This window comes from Pradoshia sp. TA40_28 (assembly GCF_059694525.1).
Genome location: NZ_JCATZO010000002.1, coordinates 123,289 through 143,745, shown reverse-complemented (window position 1 = coordinate 143,745; position 20,457 = coordinate 123,289). Strand labels below are relative to the sequence as shown.

Below are 20,457 nucleotides of genomic sequence, written 5' to 3'. Positions count from 1 at the left end.
TGACCTTTTTTCTTTTCTCATTCCCGTCAAATATATTGGATAATAAACGCTTAATTCTTCGTTGTTTCTGGTAGTTCTTCACGCAGGGAAAGGGTAATTATTGATATTTTCTAAATATTTAGTACAATAATGGAAGTTAGACCAATATGAGGGTTATGAAGTAGGGGTTAGGATACATACCTAAAATTCATAAACTAAATACTAGTATTAACTTTGCTTCTCCCCCCTTTTTACTCTCATTCTTGCAAACGCAGTGGCCTATTTTGTGTAGAATGGGAGAGAAAATAAGCTTACCTTAGAACCCCCAGCGCATGGCGCGAGGAGGCTTGATGCTTGGCTCCGGAAAGCAAGCTCATTCTGTAAAAAATAGCGATATCCCTTGAGAAGACTGAAAATAAAAAAACTGCAAACAAGAGCCTCTAAGATAAGGACTTGTCTACAGTTTGAGACAGCTTCAGATACGAAGCTGTCTCGAATGGCCTAGCTTACATTTATTACGTATTAGTATTTAATTTTTGTTGGGAAATAAAGCCTGGCATATCAGTTTTTCATTTCTCTAAAATAGGACTTGGAAAGGTACTATTATTTATCCCACGGCAATAAGTAGAAAAGAATACAAAAGAAATGCGTAATGCTTCCTGCCATTACAAAGAGATGCCAAATCGCATGGTGAAATTTAAATCCTCTCCATACATAAAAGATAGCTCCGACCGTATAGAGTACCCCTCCCACAACAAGAAGAATCATACCGTTTGGTTCCAAAAAATTCACCAGGGGCTTCCAAGCAATTACAATCATCCATCCCATTACAATGTACAGCAGGGTAGAAACAGTCATATATTTTTTGACAAAGAATGATTTGAAGATCGTCCCTCCAATTGCTAGAACCCAGACAATACCGAATAAAGTCCAGCGCATTGAACCGTCTAATACAATAAAGCAAAATGGGGTGTATGAACCTGCTATGAAAAAATAAATCGCTGAATGATCAAAGATTTCAAATATATTCTTAGCTTTTCCAGGAGGAAGACTATGTAAAAGTGTAGAACAGAAATACATAAGAAGCATGGTTATACCAAAAATAGTAAAACTAACGATATGCCATGTGGTCCCATACATAGATGAAGAGACCAATAATAGAACAAGAGCTGCTATACTTAGCAAAACACCCAGGCCATGGGTAATTGCGTTTGCTATTTCTTCCTCTTTACCATAAACATGAACGTGATCTTTCATTGTTTCTCCTTCTTTCTGAAATGCCATTTTATCCAGTAACGGCTGAATCGATAATTTTATTGTACTGTAAAATCATCTAGTTGTAAATATAATAACTGTATGATGTTGTATTTATATATTGTTATATAGTATTTAAAACTATATATAAAACTTAGTTATTTTAATTGATTAATTTGAGGTAAATTTTAGTTGTTGGTTAGTGTTTAGTGGATTAATAAACAATAAGCAGGTTTATATAATCACTAAAACATGAAAAGATTTTTATTTCTTTATGATCAAAGGTGCCGATGATTAAGAAGTGAAAAAGTAGAAATGGGGGAGAGGTATATTGAGTAAAACGACTATTTATTTTGTTCGCCATGCCCATTCAACTTATTCACTGGATGAAGAAAGCAGGCCATTATCTGAAAAGGGGATAAAAGATACTGAATGTGTTACCTCTGTTTTAAAAGGTTCTTACATTGATATAGTCTTATCAAGTCCATATAAAAGAGCGATCCAAACAGTGGAAGGGGTTGCTGACCACTTTCAACTCAAAATTAAAACGATGGATGACTTAAAAGAGAGAAAATTGTCAGATCATCCGGTACCTCACTTTCGAAAGGCTATGGAGAAGGTTTGGAGTAATCCAGAATTAGCTTTAGAAGGCGGAGAATCCAATATGGCTGCTCAAAACAGGGGAGTGAGGGCGATTAAATATATTTTAGAGAAATATAGAGAACAGAATATTGTGATTGGGACACATGGTAACATCATGGTGTTAATCATGAATTTTTTCGATTCACGTTATGGCTTTCATTTTTGGCAGGCATTAACTATGCCGGATATTTATCAGCTCACTTTTCAGGATGATCGTTTAATCCATGTTAAAAGGGTGGATCACTGACTAATATTTTTCTGAAGTGTTTTATTGCAGTTGAAAAAATTCAATTACTTTATCAAGGGTGTTTTTTTCTTTTACGTATTAAATTTGGTTCACTCGGTTTAATAGAATTTAAATGTAACAGGGGTGCAGATGAATGGTTGCTTTGACCTCTTAAAGGTAGAAGAATGAAGGAGCAATGTGCTGACTTTTTTAGAATCGTACATACTTTTCCCTATTTTTAACTAGTATATCATCTACCAAAATTAATGAATTTAATAGTATACTAGTATATACAGAAACAATGCAAGTTATAGTAAAAGGAATGATAGATAGTGAAATTGATTGCTACAGATATGGACGGTACTTTATTAAATGACAAAGGCCGTATTAGTATGGAAAACACAACGGCTATTAAACGTGCCCAAGCTGATGGAATTCAGGTGGTTATCGTTACAGGCAGACCATATAGCTATGCTTTAATGCCATTAGAAGAGGCAGGATTAGGTTGTCCGATTATTGCGCTTAATGGAGCTGAAATAAGAGACGAACAGGGAACAATTTTAAATAAACTCCCACTCCAAAAAGATTGGTGTCGTTCTATTCAATCCGTATTAGAAAAGGAAAATGTATATATAGAATTCTTTACAAACATTGGTGTTTTTTCAAAAAGTATGGAACAGTATATAGATATCAGAATGCAATTAAAGATGGAACGATACCCAAATGTAGACAAAGCATTTATGTTAGAGGATGTTCGGAAAAGAGCAGAGGAACGATTTAAATTCGAACACTGCCATTTTGTAGATGACTTTGAAGAAGTATATCTGGATGAACAATTAATTATCTATAAAATATTAGTATTGTCAGCTGATTTGGATAAGTTGGCACGAATAGAAAGTCAGTTAGCTGACCGATCTGAGTTTACCATCACTTCTTCTGAACGCGGAAATATAGAATTTAATCATCCGGAAGCTAAGAAAGGAACGTCACTAAAAATGATGGCTGATCAATTCAATATAGAGATGAAGGATGTAATGGCACTTGGGGATCACTTAAATGATCTATCCATGCTGCAGATGGCGGGGCGTGGTGTAGCAATGGGCAATGCATCAAATGAGGTAAAAGCACTCTGTCGTTATAGTACGAAAACGAATCTCGAGCATGGTGTTGCGTTTGCTATCGAGATCCTCGCTGTAAAGCAATAATTAAATCTACGAAGGTCACCCCTGTATCAAAAAGGATACAGGTTTTTTTTGGAAATAATAAAGTATAACTCATGGATTCTCACACACTGAGGTTGTATAGATGACTATATTATTTCGATATGTTCTTTCAAAATTCCCCAATCTTCTTTAAAACCATAATCATTTGCTAATTACTTAATATGCTTTTCATTAAAATTGTATAAAAATAATAGCGAAATAGAATGGTTGGTGTATAATGGTAACGGAGCTGACTTCTACAAATTTTGTAATGGTTATGATGGGGTTCATTCATAACCTTAGGAGGATAAACATGACGATAATTACAGAAAATATTATGGAATTGATTACGGTGGATCAGTGGGATGATGCCTATTCCATTATGAAGCAATTACGTACTGATTTGGATAAGCATACGTATTTAGAGTTAATGGATCAAATGCGAAAAGAAGGATACAGACTTTTTGCGATGTTTTCAGGTGAGGAAATAGTAGCTGTAATCGGAGTTAGCTCTCGTATAAACTTCTATAATAAACGTCATATAATCGTTCATGATTTGGTAACGACTGAAGATAAACGTTCGATGGGATACGGTGAGAAGCTGCTTGTGTTTATTCATGAATGGGCAAAGCGAAATGGTGCTCAATATGTTGCTTTGGAATCTGCTCTTAAGCGGACAGATGCTCATCGGTTTTATGAAGAAAAGTTAGATTATGATAAATGGTGTTACTCGTTTCGTAAAAAGTTGTAAAAATTCAAGATATTTTGCGAAACGCTCTTCTTTCAGCGTAAACAGTGCAAGCTCTACATACATTAATTTTTTTGCCTTTATCATTTCGGTATTTTCGTAAATCTCGTTCTTTCTTTTTGCAAAAAGAACACTTTTTAAAAAAAATAACCATAAGTAGCGTTCTCCTTTTTTATACGTATAAACTGATTCTATCATATATGTTAAATAGTGGGGATGAACTGGCTGCGAAAAAACAGGCTTAAACATAGAGAAATGCTGCTCAAAACAGTGTTTCTCTATGTTTTTTTTATTATTTGTTTGAATGCCCGTGTCTACCTAAAATGCGTGATGCCAAAGCATGGTGATTGTTAAGGCGCTGCTGCTGTCATTCGGATTGATTGGAAATAATTTAATTAACAGTGCCCCTGGAGTAAATACTACCTCGGGCCGATGCTTTAATTGTAAACTGTTCAGCATCCTCAAAACCTCATTTTTTTGCCCATGCTGAGCATGTGTCATTAATTGTCTTGAAAACTGAGGATTATTTTCTATATGGTTGGTTATAGTGTAGGCATCATTGATTAATTCTTTAGCAACGCCAGCTGAATTAATAAATATTAATGGTTCCACTGGAGGTAGCTGACGTTCGTAATTTTGGTAGTTATTTGGATAGCCAGGGGGGATATTATTCATGTCATATGGATTATTCATATTCCTGTCTCCTTTTATCAACTGGATTATAAATGAATAGTGGGTGGTCTATAGTATTCATACCTATGAAGAGGACTGGCGATAGGTGATTAAATAGTAGCTTATGTGGATTTGTATATTATGGTATTGAAAGTCATTTTCTAATGATTGCTACGTGTTTGATCTAGAACCGAACGGAATATATATGGCGGGTTTAGCTTTAACTCTTGGGAAATCATAAGAAGTTATATATGGAGAAAATCAAGATAAATACTACCCATTATAGATAACCGGCACCGAGGCTGGTTGTCTTTTTTTTTGCAAAGTTAAGTGATCCGCATCTGAAAGCTAAAGAAATATATACCATTCATATGTTGGGACAAGACGTCCAAATTATAAGAATAAAGAGTAAGGTATGTATGGAAATAGTATAGAAAGAATTACGGATTAACTCGGTGAAATTTATTTTGGTAGTGACCATTTTACATACAGTTTATCGCTGACAGGAGAGATTTAGTTGGAAGACAGTAAAGTAAAGCTACATGAGAACAAAGGGTTTAAAGCTGTCCCGATGATGGCTGTTCTGGCAGTAGCGGCATTCATTGGTTTATTTAGTGAAACAGCTTTAAATTTAGCTCTAATCAATATTATGAATGATTTTCATATAGAGGCTTCAACCGCACAATGGCTGACAACGGGATATTTATTAACATTGGGTATTCTCGTGCCCGTCTCGGCCATTTTAATTCAAACGTTTTCGACCAGGCAACTCTTTTTCACATCCATGGCCTTTGGGATTATCGGTACATTAATAGGCGCCCTAGCTCTATCTTTTCCAGTTTTAGTGGCAGCACGAGTCATTCAGGCAATCGGGACAGCCATTTTATTACCTTTGATGACAAATTGTACACTCGTAATTTTCCCTCCGCATAAACGTGGACTGGTAATGGGATTAATGGGTCTTGTCATTATGTCTGCTCCGGCATTTGGTCCAACTTTTTCAGGAATCATTGTGGATCAACTAAGTTGGCATTGGATTTTTTGGATTTGTTTACCGATCTTATTAGTTTCATTAATTGCAGGTATATTTTTTATTAAAAATGTCACCAAGATTACAAAGCCAAAGATTGATATCATTTCAGTGATTCTCTCTACTATTGGATTCGGAGGAATAGTTGTTGGATTTAGCGCCGCAGGAGAGGGCGGCGGTGGCTGGGGAGAGGCCCATGTATGGCTGCCAATTGGAATCGGGATATTGTTTCTGACGTTGTTTACATTCCGTCAAATTTATACGGAAAATCCGATCATTAATCTAAGAGTTTTTACTTATCCTATGTTTTCCCTTGGTGTTTTGATGGTTTTTTTGGCTATGTTAATGATTTTATCAAACGCGATTTTATTACCGATGTATTTAAAAGGAGGACTTCTATTATCTGCGTTTACTGCAGGCTTGACGCTTTTGCCCGGTGGGGTCATGAACGGGGTGATGTCTCCGATTAACGGGAAGTTAATGGATAAATACGGGGCTAGGTGGTTGGTTGTTATTGGTTTTACATTAACGACTCTTGCAAGTCTCTTATTTATAAGGATTGGTTCTGATACTACTTTATCGACTATTATCATTATGCATATTTGCTTATCTGTTGGGATTTCTTTCATTATGATGCCATCACAAACAAACGGATTGAATCAATTACCCAAGAAGTTCTATCCTGACGGAACGGCTGTAATGAGTACGCTTCAACAAATTGCCGGAGCAATTGGAACCGCCTTAGCGATTACTTTGATGACGATGGGGCAATCATCTTTTTTAAATGGAGCGGGAAGAAATCCAAATTCCGATATCATCATCTCTGCTTTAATTTATGGGGTGAAACAAGGATACATCCTACTCCTGGTAGCTTCAGTCATTGGATTAATCGCATCTATATTTTTCAAACGGGTTAAAGTGTAAAGAAAGAAAAACTCCTTTCATTTAGCAAGGAGTTTTTTGTAGGTAAAAGAACCTGTTTTTTATGTAAAATTTGTATAAATTAAAGAAAATATAATCAAAAAGTGTAAATACGGTTTATAAGTTTGGAAATAGAGGAAAATAGGTATAACTAAGATTCTGTCTGTATATTATCAAAGTCAATACAAATCATATAAATGTGTACCAATTATGTCATGCCATAGATGGTTTCACTGAAAAATAGTGAGAGATTTAAGGTGTAAAAAGAAAGAGAAGATCAAAAGGGGTTGCTAGAACGTGAAGCTGAAACAATTACTGCATGATATTATCACTAATGTATCTAATCAGGATAAAGAAATAAATATAACTGGAATTGCCAATAATTCAATGGAAGTTAAAGATGGGTTCCTGTTCGTAGCTATAACAGGATTTCAAACAGATGGACATGCTTATATTAAACAGGCCATTAAGGCTGGTGCAAAAGCAATAATCGGGGAACAAGAAATCCATGATATTTCAGTCCCATATTTTAAAGTGGAAAACAGCAGGGCTGTTCTGGCTGATCTAGCTAAGCGTTTTTATCCTGCCGATGGTCATAAAACCTTTATAGGAGTGACTGGCACAAACGGAAAAACCACAACTTCCTTTATGTTAAAACATATTTTGGAGGTCTATGGAAAATCCTGTTCTTTGTTTGGATCGGTTTATAATTATATAAATGGTGAAAAATCTACACCTTCTGTCAATACAACCATGGATGCTTTGCAATTACAAAAAGAATTATCAAGAAGTCAAGATGAAATTGTCATAATGGAAGTGTCTTCACACGCATTGTCACAATATCGGGTGAAGGGGATTAGCTACGATTATGCCCTATTTACAAATTTAGACCATGATCATTTAGATTATCATAAGGATATGGATGATTATTTTTCCGTAAAAGCACAGTTGTTCAATCAATTAAAACCCGATGGAGCAGCCGTTATTAATACAAATAATCCATGGGGCAATAAACTTAAAAACCAGTTATCTGAAACAGAGGACCGCGTTTCTTGTGTAGGGAATAAGGAATCGGACTTATATGTTCAAGAAAGTAAAACAGGTAATATCCATTTTATCTATAAGAACAGGGAGATTTATTCGATAAGGCTTTCTATAAAGGGTAAACATAATATCCAAAATGCGGCTCTTGCCTTTCTGACAGCAAGAGATATGGGTGTACCAGGTGAAGTGATCATGGAGGCACTACATACATTCCCTGGCGTGCCAGGAAGATTTGAAGTAGTGAATCATCCCACTGGTGCACAGGTAATTGTAGATTATGCTCACACTTGTGATGCTTTTGCTCAGTGTCTTAAAACAGGAAGAGAAATGGGAGCAAAGCGCATCATTCATATTTTTGGATTTAGAGGAAATCGTGATGTTACAAAGAGACGCAGTATGGTCGAAACATCTGAAAAGCATAGTGACGAATGTATTTTAACGTTGGATGATTTAGGTACGGAATCTTTTGAAGCAATGATTGAAACGCTTGAAGATTTAAAACCTTCATCAAAAGGGAAAGTCATACCAGATCGTACATCGGCAATTGAATATGCGTGGAAGATAGCAAGAGAGGGCGACTGGATTTTTATTACCGGCAAAGGGGATGAAGGGTATAAAGATACGTATCTTTTACCGACCAATTCCGACAAAGAAACATTAACTTATCTTTTAAAAGAAGAAGAAACAGCTAAAGTAATTTGAAGAATGAAGGTGTAAAATGTCAAATGTTGAAGAATAACCGTTTAAATTTTGAGAAAACATTTGACTAGAGCAAGTAGGTAAATTATATTAAGTATGTAGTAATGATTACTACATACTGATTTTATATAAAATTGGTCAGGCCAGTTTGAATAATTATTTTTCATGTAAAAGGGGAAGAGGAAATGAAACAAAAACCACCAAGAATAGCTTGGATTACAGACACAACATGTACTTTAAGTGAGGATTTTATTGAAAAAAATCAATTAAATATCATTCCGTTACAAGTTGTAATTGATGGAGTTTCATACAAAGAAGGAATCGATATTACAGACAAACAATTTTATGAAAGAATGGCAACTGAATCTGCTGCCTTCCAATCATCTCAGCCTTCAATAGGTGAGTTCATTGAATTATACGAAAAGTTAAAAGAAAAGTATGATTGTGGAATTGCTTTTCATTGTTCCGGTAAATTATCCGGTACTTACTCTACATCTGTAATGGCTGCAGAACAAGTTGGTTTTAAATTGTATGCAATTGATTCACGTACTGGATCTTATCCCCATGCTTACTTGTTAAATAAAGGATTGGAGTTATTCAATCAGGGCCATGATGTTGAAGATATTGTTAAACAAATTGAAGAAATGAAATCGAATTCAAGAATTTTTCTTGTCCCCTCTAATCTTAATCAGCTTCATAAAAGCGGCCGGGTTTCAGGAAGTCAAAGGCTTATTGCTAACCTGTTAAATATAAAGCCTATTCTTTCCGTAGAAACAGAAGGTGCCAAAATTAGAGAAAAGGTTAGAACAGAAAAGAGAGCTATTCATTATATATTAGATTTATTAAGAGAAGATATAAAAGTATCCAAAGTTAGTAAAATAGTAGTTATCCATGCTAACGATGAAGATAATGCCCGTAAACTTGAAAATACGATTAATGAACAATTTAAATCAATCCCAATAGAACGCATGATGTTAGTTCCTGTTGCTGGGGTCCATACTGGTGTTGGAACAATAGGGATCTCATGGGTTTGTGAATAATAAAGAAATGAACGAATAACCATAAAAGCTCCTTAAATTGGAGCTTTCAGACTGTAGACAAATCCCTTATTTTTTTAGGGACCTTGTCTACAGTTTTTTTTGTTTTCGCTATTCTTTCCTATTCGGTTGCTATTTTCTACAGGATAGGCTCGCTTTTCCGCGGGCAAGCATCAAGCCTCCTCGCGCTCTGCGCTGCGGGGTCTAGGGTACGCTTGTTCTTCCCGCAGGAGTCTCTCCCATTCTGCAGAAAATAGGTTATGGCGATATATGGCAGTTTCCTTGGTATAAGAAAGGAATTTTCTGTGTATTTTTGTATAAATATAGGTAACTATTACCAAGGTGTGATGAGAATGTTAACTCCAATTATAAAACAACAAAAGCTCCGTATACTTTGATTATAAACTTGATGGTTCTATATTTATTTCTTCTGGATTATCGTATGCTTCTTTAGGTAGGATAATTTTGTCAATTTTATTATAGTCATAGTAACTAGAATCAATACTCTGTTCCAAGAGGATAGTATTTCCGTTGGTAATAATATCAATATTCATATCAACATTCATGACTGACGGTAAAAAAGTCTTTTTATCCACAATAATCTCGTATTTAACATTATTAATGGTCATGGATTTCATTGCTTGTTCTATTTCAGGTAGATTAGTAGGCAAGGATTTTTTTACATATTCGTTCAATTTACCGTCATTTTCAGACAAAGTTAAAATATAATGATCCGCTTCCTCTTTAAGGACAAAATCATTGGCAAAAGAGTCTAACTCTTTCAGAGAATCCAACTGATTGGTACCCTGTTGTAAATTAAGTTGTTTTAAAACCTCTGTATAATCAGCGTTATACTTCCCCCATCTATCTGCCATCGTGTCATACATAAAGAACCCTTCGTTTGTTAAATATTGTTCAACTTTAGTATGTTGGTCTCCGACGGCTTCATTATTCCATTTCAATTCGAGCTGTTGGTATAAGGAAAGGGGATCCTGTATAATCCTTGAGTCAGATTTTGAATCTGTTGTGACTATAACTCCTTCTGCTTCAGTGGATATTTCCTGTTTTATATCTAATTTAACACCAAGACTTTTGATTTCCGACGAAGCTTCAACCATTTTTTTATAGACTTCCTTGGCTGTAAGCTCAGAATTTTCTTTTTTCGTTTCATCAGCCTTTGCTACCTCATTGGCCTGTTCGGATACAGGAACAGCTTTCTCATTACATGCAGTTAAAAATAAAATGAATAAGATACTTCCCAAAATAGAAATGGACTTCTTCAACATATGTACCTCCTTGATTTGGATTGACTGAAAATAAAGCACATTCTCAGCATATTAAGCAAAGCAATTGTCCTATGTATAAATTAATTGCAAGTTTGCAAGTGCTTACTGAACAATACTAGACTAAAAAGAAAGTGAAAGGAGGGGGTATGTAAGTAAAGGAGAATCTAGAAGGCAGTCGAATAATTTTATGTAAGATATCTCTTCAATAATAAAAAGTACCATAAATTTGATAAAATCATACATATTTTTGTAAAAGTATAAATTTTATTAGGATAGAGTAATGAAGTATACATTTTTAGAGATAACAGCAGTTATAGATTAAGTTGGAAGAAATAATTTTAGTGATGACAGACAGTCATTAAAGTTATATTTGAAATAGATGTAAAACAATAAAACCACCGTTAATTGGTGGTTTTGTGTGGTATTTAATAAGTGTTATTTTCATAGGTTTTCTTGCTGATTTTATCGATTACCTGATGCAGGTCATCCGGCTTGTGAAACTCGATAGGGGAGAAGCCTTTTTCAAATAAAATTTGGTCTGCCTCTATCACTAAAACATAGCGATTATTAATTTTGGCTAAATGAACAGTCTCACCGAAATCCGCAAGTAAACCTTTAATACTGGTGTTATCAAGCTTCATTTTTAATTCTACATCGGGTTCCTGTTCAACAATTTGAGCGGCAGCTTCTACGACTTGTTCTGTTGTCAGGCGTTCCTGGAGCCCTCGTTTGGGACTGTCAGCCCATATTTCAATAGCTTCTTCAAACTGGCGGCGTTCCTCACTTTCAGGCTCATACACTTCACCAATATGCTCCTGTACCATGTCTATGACATGATTTTTCATCAGTTCCTGTTTAGACTCGCCATACTCAACAAATTTTAAAAAGTCTTCAAAATAGCGGGCATGGGAGGATTGATGGATTTTTAATTCACTTTCTTCAATCATGCCTTCTTCAGGCATATGAGGGTACTGAATGGATTTCATATTTTTGGTGGTGATAGCCATTTCAACATTGCGAATCAATGTTTTTTCATCAGAAATGGAAGCAACCTTTGGTTCAAAATCACATTTCATTAAAAATAAAAATCGATGCTCGAAAAATTTACGCGGTACGGCAGATGCTAACAAAAATACACCGCCGCGGACAGCGCTCGTATCAAGGTAAGCATGAACGAATTCTTCACTGAAGGCTTTAAAATCTTCTTTATTATCAGCAAATCGAGTACGATTAAATGCATTGTAGTTTGGATTTGAATCTAATTCATGACCAGGCTCAATAATAAAATGGCCCAGTTTGGTAGGGACTTGTTCAGAATTAGGATGGCGTTCCACTTTACGTTTTACAATTTTTTTGAACTCTCCATCCAAAAAATCTTTTAGGGCGCTTTCTTCATATTCATCAGTATCAAGTGTTTGATAATGCTTAGCTGTAGGAAGTTCCTTGTCTTCAGTTTCCACAACAAAGAAAGATAAAAACTTAATTTCAAATTCCATGTTATACACCTTTTTCTTTAGAGTCAGCCATCTCAGTATCCCAAAAGCCATGTCTTTCGTCAATGGAGATGTAGTTGAAGGAAATAAATAAGTGGAGTTGAGCAAACCATTTGGTGTGTTTAATGTTTTTTTACAAATAAAAAAAGCGAATGAAAGGATTGCTTCATTCGCCTTGAACGCCAGGAAACTTAAGAGGCTTCTATGCTGTTTTTACTACCTCTGTTAAGGATGATTAATCTTCTTTTTAATTCATTAGCGTACTGTATGTCATTGTGTTTCATTGCTATATTTAATAGATCCAGTAAATCATCAAGGGTCAAATGGGAAGTAGATTGTTCATCTTCAGCAGGCATTTTCATTACATTAGATTCTTCAGTTAGCTGTGTGGAATAGAAATCGGTAAACAGTTCAACCAGAGAAGCATCTGTAATCTTTTTGTCTGTTGTTTCGGGTAGCTGATTATGAAACTCAAGTTCCTCAACCACCAAATCGAAACCTTTATCTGATAAGGAGAATTCACCGTCTTTACCAAATAACTGATTAAAAATGGTAAGCAGGGTCGGCGTTGTTAATGATATCAATAACTTTTCGTATACAGTTTTTGTCTGTCTGATTTCAGAAATGATGACTTCTTTTGTTTTTGATTTCATTAGTATCCTCCTCGGATAGAATAATCACATTGTTCGCTCTTTTCAGTACAATAATAACATGGCAATAATAAGATTGATACTAAGAGGGCCTGAAAAGCCACAATTCTCATCATATAGGGAGTATGCATCCTGAAATAGATGGAATTTCCCTATTTTATGACTTTTGCTCTTTAGGTGTTCCTGTTATTCAGTGTTAGCGCATGACAGAGCATATTTGTGAAAGACGACGCTTTATGTGCTCAGCGTAATATTCATCCTGATCTTCTTTTGCAAAATTAAGCAAATCTAGTAAATCATCGACTGTTAAATAATTTGTTTCTTCTATAAGATTGTTTGTGTCGTCTTCTAAAGATGTTTCAGACGCTATATGACGACCAATCCTGTCGTAAAATAAATGAACAAGTGTGGAGCTGGCATATGGTACCGGTGTGTCTGGCAGCTCATCCTCTATACTTTTCAATTCTTTTAGAAATTTATGATAAGTATTGTCAGATAGCTGGTGTGTTCCAGAGGGGCCAAACAAATTATAAAACATTTTGATAACAATAGGTGCTGATAATGAATGCAATAATTTTTGGGAAACTTGGCCTGTTTGATTAAGTTCAAAAATAATGGCATGGTATGTATTTTTTTTCATATGTGCCCTAACTTTCCTTTTTTTATTAACTTATGATAGAGCAATTGGCGCTAAAAACAAAATATTTTGATTTCAATAAATACTCATTGTGAATCATATATTGGACGTTGAATCATAAAAAGGTTAATAAGGGTTTTGGATTTTGCATGATATTAAATTGAAATACAGAATATAAATCACCATACTAGTTGTTTCTAGGGTTTTGATGGAAAATAGAAAATATTATTTCAAAATATCGAAAATCAAGTGTTAACATTTGGTAATGTGTTGCGGTATAGTAAAAGTAGGAGACTTCCGGAAAGGCTGAGAATAGATGGTTAATATTGTATTATTTAATAAAAATTTAATAAATCGTATTATTTCTTCTTTAAAAACAGTGTGTTCTGCGATATTAGTTGGTTTTATTGCTACCTCGGGTGTAGCATTGGTAATCTATACCTTTATGATGTTGGAAGAACTGATTGCCTGGATCTTTTAAATTTTCACCAGAATGACCAGACGAATTAGAACAGGATAAATCTTATGTTCATATGTATAGAAAAGAAAATGACGTTGATTTCGATTATTCCATAAATAACAGGCATTTCTTCGTAAAACGCTACATTTTTAGTTCGAGCTATTAAATTATTCTGCAAGACTTTAATGGTAAGATAAGGGATGTCGTGAATCCATTGATACCGTATATGAACATGCACATTTATACATAAAAGTGAAAAGGGTACATTCTGTTCTAATTACACAAAATTTATTTCGACTTTTAGTATGTGATTTAATGTACCTCCTCCTAGTGATTTACTAAAATGACCTCACTTTGTTATCCCTCATGTATGATTGTTTAGCGATTCCTAAATTGCAGTTGGTTTCTCCAATCCTTTGGAGTCAGGTCCACCAATTATCTTTACCCAATACAACTTCTTATCAGACATCTGTATCAACGTTTCTTACACTTCGAATATTTTCAAACCTCTTGTTGGTTTATCAAACATTTGTACCAACCTTACTCATATTTACTTTCCCAAACTTAGCGTACTTTTTATATTCTTCTCTTGATTCATTCATGCCCTTAGGCAGTACTAATAATCAAATTCAGGGATAAGATAATTAATAAGAGAAGAATAATTTACTTTTGAGGTACTTTATATATAAATACTGGTCGTATATGTATATGAAAATGACGGGAAGTCTACTGAATTACTTCTATAATAAAGATTGATAAAAATCTGGGGGGAGAAGTCGTTGTACAAGCAGGTGAAGTGGCTATGGCTATTCCTAATTATTATGTCTATTAGTATCAGTCCTTTGAAAAAGGAAGAGCAAGCTGATGCCACGGGAGGCAGCCAATTAGGCTCAGCAATTTCAAAAATATTAAGTCATCCTGAATTAAAAGGTGCCAGTATTGGAATCAGTGTGAGAGATGCCTCTAATGGTAAATTGATTTACGAGCATAATGGAGATACCCGTTTAAGGCCTGCTTCCAGTATGAAGTTAGTTACGAGTGCAGCCGCTCTTCAATTACTCGGAGAAAACTATCAATTTTCCACAGAAATCTATTCAGACGGTAAACATAAAGGAGGCACATTAAAGGGAAATGTGTATATAAGAGGGAAAGGTGACCCCACCCTGGGAGAGAGGGATCTTAACATGATTGCAGCAGCTTTAAAAAAGAAAGGAATTAAAAAGATTAAAGGGAATCTTGTGGCTGATGATTCGTGGTATGATCATATCCGTTTATCATTGGACATGCCGTGGAGTGACGAGCAAGAATATTATGGTGCCCAGATTTCGGGATTAACAGTGTCTCCTAATGCGGAATATGATGCAGGGACATTGATCGTTCAAGTTAAAGCTGGCAAAAAAATAGGTAGAGCAGCCTCTATCCTGCTGACCCCTGAGACTGGTTATGTGAAATTAACTAACAAAACGAAAGTTGGCAAAGAAAACACTAAAAACACGCTAAAGATAACTAGGAACCATGGCGATAACATGATTACGGCTACAGGAAGTGTTCCTGCAAATTATGGTCCTGTAAAAACTTGGATTTCTGTTTGGGAACCTACTCTTTTTACCCTCGATTTGTTCAAAAAATCTTTGGAAAAGCAGGGGATTAAAGTTACTGGGGAATATTTATATGGAAAAACACCTGCTAACCGAACCGAACTTTACATTGACCGTTCACCTAAACTGGGTACTATTTTAGTACCATATATGAAACTTAGCAATAATACAATATCTGAAGTTCTTGTTAAAGAAATAGGAAGAGTCAAAGGAAAAGAGGGCAGTTGGGATAAGGGGTTATCTGTTATAGAAAGCCAATTAACCGATTTGGGGATTAGACATGATGATATTCTGATGAGGGATGGCTCTGGTTTATCACATGTTAATATGATTTCAGCTAATGCGTTAACGAATTTACTTTATAAAGCTCAATCTAAATCATGGTATAAGACCTACAAGAATGCTTTGCCCGTAGCCGGAATAGGTAATCAAAATATTGGAGGTACACTGAGGGACAGAATGAAAGGTACAAAAGCACAAGGAAAAGTGATAGCCAAAACAGGTACTATTTCAATGGTCAGTAGTTTGACAGGTTATGTAGAAGGTGAAAAAGGGAATAAATACGTTTTTTCTATTATTATAAATAATGTAAAGGAAGAAAAGGTCTTGAAGAAAATAGAAGATCAATTGGCTGTAATCCTGGCAAGCAATTAGGGATAGAATGAAATAATCACCTGCACACCGAATTCAAGAGAGAATGGAGTTTTACGAATGGGGTGCAGGAAAAACATTAAGAAGTGGCTTGGTTCACTTTTTTAATGTTAATAAGTAGATAAGCTAGGAATATAAAGTCATGAATATCTTTAATAAGATCACCATCGGTAATAATATAACGAATTTGGTAACAGAGTATTTGGATAAACCTTCAATAACTAAAATAGCAAATAGTGCATATAAGGTGATAAGTAATCCAAAAATCCAATCATTAAAACCAAAGTTCAATTGTAATAAGGCTAGGCATATAATCGCTAAGAAATGGAGACCGTCATACTTATCTCTGTTCAAAAAAACCCGCTCCTTTCCCTTATATTCTATTCACATTTTAGGAAGGGGAACACTTCCAATGCATTATTTCTAATAAAAATGTACTGCCGTGTTCATATTATGCTTCTATCAAGTTGAGAGATTTTTAGATCCAGTATGCTATAGAAGATAATAAGCTTACCGAAATAAGTTCTTTATACATAAGAAGAGACTCTATACTAACTTATACTATAGGGTTTAAGGCAAAGGTATTCCTTAAATTAAATTTATCTTTAAGGGGGAATAACATGTTAATCGCTTCGATGATGCTGGTAGTAATGGGTATCTTAATTATAATGAGTGGATATTCGGTTCAGAAAAAAGGAAATACTTCTTTTTTAGCTGGAAATAATGATGTATTTATCCCGAGGAATGAATCGAAATTGGCTGAGAGGATAAGTTGGATTGTTATCTTCTTCGGTATTGAAACAATCGCTTTCCCTCTGTTTTTCTATTTTATAAAGATTATAGAAGGATATCACTACGCCATATTAGCAGTCATTCATCTACTGGCGATTTTTGTTGTGATGCTTATAGATCAAATAGGGGATGGAATTCATAAAGTTTCAGAGCTTAAGAGATTATTTCAGGTGAGTAAGGTTGGTTAAGGTGAGAGGAAGTTAGGGCTTTGTATTTTTCTATTTAGAAAGTTCGTTGTGAACTTATCCTTTTAATGATTTTATTAATGATAAAGTTCACATAAAACAGAGGGGGGAGTGGGGAAATCCACTCCAAAATATGTCGCGATAAAAGATGGTTCTAGTAGAATAATCCATACTGAGGATGGGGTATTTTGAATTATCCAATATCTAAGTCAGGAAAATCAATATAGGGATTGCGATTTCCCTGGAGTTTATAAATCGTCCAATTTCGATGTTTTTCATGCAGGGTGACAGGATGTTCGTGATGCCATTTTTTTAATAGGTTGATATCAACTAAGCTCTCTTTTTCTTGTTTCATTTCATCCGGGTACCTCATTAAGAAATACAAAGAAGCTCGAGCTATTTCGCCTTTGCCGTTTTCAGGCTCAAACCTCTCATTGCCATCTCTTTTCCCGCAAGAGGTTTTAATGACTTCTTTATAAGCCCCTGGCCTGTAGTCTTCAAAATCATAATAGGGAATATTACTTCTGAATGAATTACAGTTTGTCTCGCATGTAAATAAATGGTGAAGATCACCGACCATGGGGTGCCTTTTCTCGAACCAGGATTGTGGGATCACATGCTCGATATTAAATTGAACGGACCGCAGCATCAATTCAATCAATATATCTTTATGCTCATCAAGTATTCCGGACACTTGATTTAATATCGGTGTCATTTGTTGAATTGCCTCGTTTTCTAACCGATTATCCTCTTCCAATACATCATTTAAATTTAGACTTTGGCCTGAATAGATACTTTGTATTTGGCCATTTTCGCGTACATCAATCCATGAGTGGAGTGCTTTTCGGCTGCTCGAATAAGAAAGCTGATTAGTATGTGTGCGTGTCAGTAAATCGGCTAGTCTCACAGCTAAGTCATGAGGTGGTAATTGATTGATAGGTAGGTTTTCATAATACAAATCGATGAGTTTCTGATCCTCTATCTCATCATAATAAACTTCATCTATCGTTGTTTTTGTTTTTTGGAAATCGACATTTTCTACAGGTTGATTCAATAGTTGCAGGCTATCTGTCAAGGGGGATTTATGAATAAAAGAATCATAGCATAAATCAAGAGTATCTTTTATTAGTAATGGAGAAGGATTCTTATAAAATAAACCTAACAGTAATGGGACGGTATCTTGCAAGATTGTTTTGTAGGTAGGTGTTATATTTGGATATGTTCTATCTTTCATTAGGATCACCTCTCATATTTTATAATTAGATGATATCAAGGGTGGAAACAAATGTAAATCAGTGAAAAGTACGTATACGAAAGGTGGAGTATAGGTACTATTTTAATAGAATGAATGCCGGCTGATAAACTATGCGTATTTATAACTGAAAAAACCATCAGATAGTGAAGGAATATGACAATAATGTTGTTAGATAGGATAAATGAATTTCTTACACTTTTAAATTTTTTATACGTTAGTAATAAGGAATATAATGTAATAATTATTGTGATATGGTAACAATTTTTAATGGAAAATTCTAAATATATTTACTTTTTATCTATCTCTATAAATTGGAAGACAACTTTTGGTAAACGGTTTATACTTTTAAGTACTTAGCAGAAGGAGTTGGTATCGATGGTTACAAGCACTAGAATAGAAGTGGAAGAAGAGATTAAGGCTATACAAGCTGAACATGAACAGTTAGAGGACACGCCTGTGGATTTCTTTGAAAAAGCTCCATATTTGTACAAAAATAATTACGGTGTACAGTTTGCTGCGATCATTGAAGAAGACTCTGTATTATTTACGAAGGATGATCAGGAGTGGGGAAATAAGCTTTTGAGATTCTCGAAAGGGCAAGCTGAGGAAGCTATTATCCAATTAAAAAAGGAACAGACTGGCCAGCTGGATCATGATTCTATTAATATGAATAATCCATTGAATCGAATCTTAATCAGTATCGGAGAAACGTTGTTTTTAGCTTCTGTATTACAGACTGCATTGGAAAAATGGCGTAGCCCTAAAAAATGAATAGTGGATTGTAAAAATAATAATGAAATTATACCTATTTTAACCCCATAGATTTGACTATGGGGTTTTTATTATATGTTTTATTGGTAAGGACGTAAAAAAAGGAACAGTATAAAATCTATTACCAATTAATCAATGTGAGTCCTATTTAGAATGTTTTATTAATGCCTTTTACTATGGTCACAATTACCATTTGATAAATATTACATGAAAAAATATGATATCCAGCAGGAAGCAAGATTAAAAGCAATAAATACTTGAATAGCAACCGTATTTGAAGAATGGATAGAAGAAAAATTGATGTATTTAGGATACATGAATACGAAAAAATGTTTCACGGATATCATAGTAGGGCATTCAAATGATGTGATATACGTTTATGTTGAAACCATACGTGTTGCTTTTCGTTATAATAGTATATGTTAAATAACTAAAGGATGAATACATTTGTTACATTATAAAATTTACAGTCAACAACATAAAGAATGGGTTGTTTTAGTACATGGTGCTGGTGGTAGCTCAACCATTTGGTACAAACAAATCCGAGTGTACCGCAAGCATTTTAATGTGTTGGTTGTCGATCTTCGAGGCCATGGTAATTGTGGGATAGAAAATAGTCCAACCAAATATACACTTGATTTGGTCAGTAAAGACATTTTAGATGTGCTAAATGAGGTGAAGATTGAAAAGGCATATTTTGTAGGGATTTCACTGGGAACGATGCTAATTCGTCAACTAGCTGAAACACACCCGGAACGTTTCCATAAGATGGTGTTAGCTGGAGCTGTTATACGTATTACACCAAGGCTGCACTTTTTACTTGGCTTAGCTAATATGTTAAAAAAAATAATTCCATTTATGTGGTTATATAAAATATTCGCGTGGATTTTAATGCCGAGAAAAAACCATGAAACTTCACGTTATTTATTTATTCAAGAGGCAAAAAAAATCAAGCATAGAGAATTTTTGCGTTGGTTAACCTTAACGGGTGGTATAGCAAAATATCTAGTTAAATTTAATGAAAGAGATACAAAAATTCCGACATTATATATTATGGGAGATGAAGATTATGTGTTTTTAGAACCAGTGAGGCGATTAGTAAAAAAGCAATCATCAAATCAGCTGGTCATATTAAAAGACAGCGGTCATGTATGTAATGTAGATCAATCTGCTCAATTTAATGAAGAGTCGTTACAATTTTTATTAACACACTGAAATAACAAAC

19 protein-coding genes are annotated in these 20,457 nt (G+C 34.7%); 11 read left to right on the top strand and 8 right to left on the bottom strand.

The window, feature by feature from the left end:
• Window positions 1-582: 582 nt before the first annotated feature.
• Window positions 583-1,236, bottom strand: coding sequence for a PAQR family membrane homeostasis protein TrhA (gene trhA, locus AC58NB_RS02755; RefSeq protein ID WP_497425287.1), 654 nt, complete (start codon window positions 1,234-1,236; stop codon window positions 583-585).
• Between the two features lie 328 nt (window positions 1,237-1,564).
• Here trhA and AC58NB_RS02750 point away from each other — a divergent pair, with 328 nt between their 5' ends.
• From AC58NB_RS02750 to AC58NB_RS02740, 3 genes are all read left to right on the top strand, one after another.
• Window positions 1,565-2,122, top strand: coding sequence for a histidine phosphatase family protein (locus AC58NB_RS02750; protein WP_497425286.1), 558 nt, complete (start codon window positions 1,565-1,567; stop codon window positions 2,120-2,122).
• Window positions 2,123-2,433: 311 nt separating this feature from the next.
• Window positions 2,434-3,306: a Cof-type HAD-IIB family hydrolase gene (locus AC58NB_RS02745; RefSeq protein WP_497425285.1), complete on the top strand. Its 873-nt coding sequence runs from the start codon at window positions 2,434-2,436 to the stop codon at window positions 3,304-3,306.
• Window positions 3,307-3,616: 310 nt separating this feature from the next.
• On the top strand, window positions 3,617-4,054 hold the full coding sequence (locus tag AC58NB_RS02740) for a GNAT family N-acetyltransferase (protein ID WP_497425284.1): 438 nt from the start codon (window positions 3,617-3,619) through the stop codon (window positions 4,052-4,054).
• A gap of 315 nt (window positions 4,055-4,369) precedes the next feature.
• Here AC58NB_RS02740 and AC58NB_RS02735 read toward each other — a convergent pair whose 3' ends face one another.
• Window positions 4,370-4,744, bottom strand: coding sequence for a YuzC family spore coat inner layer protein (locus AC58NB_RS02735; protein ID WP_497425283.1), 375 nt, complete (start codon window positions 4,742-4,744; stop codon window positions 4,370-4,372).
• Window positions 4,745-5,294: 550 nt separating this feature from the next.
• Between AC58NB_RS02735 and AC58NB_RS02730 the strand changes: the two genes are divergently transcribed.
• The 3 genes from AC58NB_RS02730 (at window position 5,295) to AC58NB_RS02720 (ending at window position 9,457) form a co-directional block, all read left to right on the top strand.
• Window positions 5,295-6,677: a DHA2 family efflux MFS transporter permease subunit gene (locus tag AC58NB_RS02730; RefSeq protein ID WP_497425542.1), complete on the top strand. Its 1,383-nt coding sequence runs from the start codon at window positions 5,295-5,297 to the stop codon at window positions 6,675-6,677.
• 294 nt (window positions 6,678-6,971) lie between these two features.
• The gene (locus tag AC58NB_RS02725) at window positions 6,972-8,420 is read left to right on the top strand and encodes a UDP-N-acetylmuramoyl-L-alanyl-D-glutamate--2,6-diaminopimelate ligase (RefSeq protein ID WP_497425282.1); all 1,449 of its coding nucleotides are present in this window, start codon (window positions 6,972-6,974) and stop codon (window positions 8,418-8,420) included.
• 182 nt (window positions 8,421-8,602) lie between these two features.
• Window positions 8,603-9,457, top strand: coding sequence for a DegV family protein (locus AC58NB_RS02720; protein ID WP_497425281.1), 855 nt, complete (start codon window positions 8,603-8,605; stop codon window positions 9,455-9,457).
• Between the two features lie 395 nt (window positions 9,458-9,852).
• Here AC58NB_RS02720 and AC58NB_RS02715 read toward each other — a convergent pair whose 3' ends face one another.
• The 4 genes from AC58NB_RS02715 to AC58NB_RS02700 all read right to left on the bottom strand — a co-directional run bounded on the left by AC58NB_RS02715 (window position 9,853) and on the right by AC58NB_RS02700 (window position 13,523).
• Entirely contained in the window at window positions 9,853-10,740 is an 888-nt protein-coding gene (locus AC58NB_RS02715) for a DUF6612 family protein (RefSeq protein WP_497425280.1), read from the bottom strand.
• Window positions 10,741-11,165: 425 nt separating this feature from the next.
• Window positions 11,166-12,236, bottom strand: coding sequence for a DUF3900 domain-containing protein (locus AC58NB_RS02710; protein WP_497425279.1), 1,071 nt, complete (start codon window positions 12,234-12,236; stop codon window positions 11,166-11,168).
• A 188-nt stretch (window positions 12,237-12,424) separates the two neighbouring features.
• The gene (locus tag AC58NB_RS02705) at window positions 12,425-12,886 is read right to left on the bottom strand and encodes a hypothetical protein (protein WP_497425278.1); all 462 of its coding nucleotides are present in this window, start codon (window positions 12,884-12,886) and stop codon (window positions 12,425-12,427) included.
• Window positions 12,887-13,079: 193 nt separating this feature from the next.
• Window positions 13,080-13,523, bottom strand: coding sequence for a hypothetical protein (locus AC58NB_RS02700; RefSeq protein ID WP_497425277.1), 444 nt, complete (start codon window positions 13,521-13,523; stop codon window positions 13,080-13,082).
• Window positions 13,524-13,836: 313 nt separating this feature from the next.
• Between AC58NB_RS02700 and AC58NB_RS02695 the strand changes: the two genes are divergently transcribed.
• Complete coding sequence (locus AC58NB_RS02695) at window positions 13,837-14,001, top strand: hypothetical protein (RefSeq protein ID WP_497425276.1); 165 nt, start codon at window positions 13,837-13,839, stop codon at window positions 13,999-14,001.
• 758 nt (window positions 14,002-14,759) lie between these two features.
• On the top strand, window positions 14,760-16,232 hold the full coding sequence (gene dacB, locus AC58NB_RS02690) for a D-alanyl-D-alanine carboxypeptidase/D-alanyl-D-alanine endopeptidase (protein WP_497425275.1): 1,473 nt from the start codon (window positions 14,760-14,762) through the stop codon (window positions 16,230-16,232).
• Window positions 16,233-16,355: 123 nt separating this feature from the next.
• On the opposite strand, the gene AC58NB_RS02685 is transcribed toward dacB, so the two are convergent.
• A complete protein-coding gene (locus AC58NB_RS02685; RefSeq protein WP_497425274.1) occupies window positions 16,356-16,583 on the bottom strand; it encodes a hypothetical protein in 228 nt (75 codons plus the stop codon).
• A 266-nt stretch (window positions 16,584-16,849) separates the two neighbouring features.
• Between AC58NB_RS02685 and AC58NB_RS02680 the strand changes: the two genes are divergently transcribed.
• A complete protein-coding gene (locus AC58NB_RS02680) occupies window positions 16,850-17,209 on the top strand; it encodes a hypothetical protein (RefSeq protein ID WP_497425273.1) in 360 nt (119 codons plus the stop codon).
• Window positions 17,210-17,399: 190 nt separating this feature from the next.
• Here the strand turns inward: AC58NB_RS02680 and AC58NB_RS02675 are convergent, their stop codons facing one another.
• On the bottom strand, window positions 17,400-18,440 hold the full coding sequence (locus AC58NB_RS02675) for an endonuclease I family protein (RefSeq protein ID WP_497425272.1): 1,041 nt from the start codon (window positions 18,438-18,440) through the stop codon (window positions 17,400-17,402).
• Between the two features lie 396 nt (window positions 18,441-18,836).
• Between AC58NB_RS02675 and AC58NB_RS02670 the strand changes: the two genes are divergently transcribed.
• Both AC58NB_RS02670 and AC58NB_RS02665 read left to right on the top strand, forming a co-directional pair.
• On the top strand, window positions 18,837-19,232 hold the full coding sequence (locus tag AC58NB_RS02670; protein ID WP_497425271.1) for a hypothetical protein: 396 nt from the start codon (window positions 18,837-18,839) through the stop codon (window positions 19,230-19,232).
• A gap of 447 nt (window positions 19,233-19,679) precedes the next feature.
• Entirely contained in the window at window positions 19,680-20,447 is a 768-nt protein-coding gene (locus AC58NB_RS02665; RefSeq protein WP_497425270.1) for an alpha/beta fold hydrolase, read from the top strand.
• The last annotated feature ends 10 nt before the right edge of the window (window positions 20,448-20,457 follow it).

Excerpts from the sequence above, each read along its gene's own strand:
- trhA (WP_497425287.1), bottom strand. The coding sequence starts at position 1,236 with ATGAAAGATCACGTTCATGTTTATGGTAAAGAGGAAGAAATAGCAAAC.
- AC58NB_RS02740 (WP_497425284.1), top strand. The coding sequence starts at position 3,617 with ATGACGATAATTACAGAAAATATTATGGAATTGATTACGGTGGATCAG.
- AC58NB_RS02735 (WP_497425283.1), bottom strand. The coding sequence starts at position 4,744 with ATGAATAATCCATATGACATGAATAATATCCCCCCTGGCTATCCAAAT.
- AC58NB_RS02730 (WP_497425542.1), top strand. The coding sequence starts at position 5,295 with ATGATGGCTGTTCTGGCAGTAGCGGCATTCATTGGTTTATTTAGTGAA.
- AC58NB_RS02720 (WP_497425281.1), top strand. The coding sequence starts at position 8,603 with ATGAAACAAAAACCACCAAGAATAGCTTGGATTACAGACACAACATGT.
- AC58NB_RS02715 (WP_497425280.1), bottom strand. The coding sequence starts at position 10,740 with ATGTTGAAGAAGTCCATTTCTATTTTGGGAAGTATCTTATTCATTTTA.
- AC58NB_RS02710 (WP_497425279.1), bottom strand. The coding sequence starts at position 12,236 with ATGGAATTTGAAATTAAGTTTTTATCTTTCTTTGTTGTGGAAACTGAA.
- AC58NB_RS02705 (WP_497425278.1), bottom strand. The coding sequence starts at position 12,886 with ATGAAATCAAAAACAAAAGAAGTCATCATTTCTGAAATCAGACAGACA.
- AC58NB_RS02700 (WP_497425277.1), bottom strand. The coding sequence starts at position 13,523 with ATGAAAAAAAATACATACCATGCCATTATTTTTGAACTTAATCAAACA.
- AC58NB_RS02695 (WP_497425276.1), top strand. The coding sequence starts at position 13,837 with ATGGTTAATATTGTATTATTTAATAAAAATTTAATAAATCGTATTATT.
- AC58NB_RS02680 (WP_497425273.1), top strand. The coding sequence starts at position 16,850 with ATGTTAATCGCTTCGATGATGCTGGTAGTAATGGGTATCTTAATTATA.
- AC58NB_RS02675 (WP_497425272.1), bottom strand. The coding sequence starts at position 18,440 with ATGAAAGATAGAACATATCCAAATATAACACCTACCTACAAAACAATC.
- AC58NB_RS02670 (WP_497425271.1), top strand. The coding sequence starts at position 18,837 with ATGGTTACAAGCACTAGAATAGAAGTGGAAGAAGAGATTAAGGCTATA.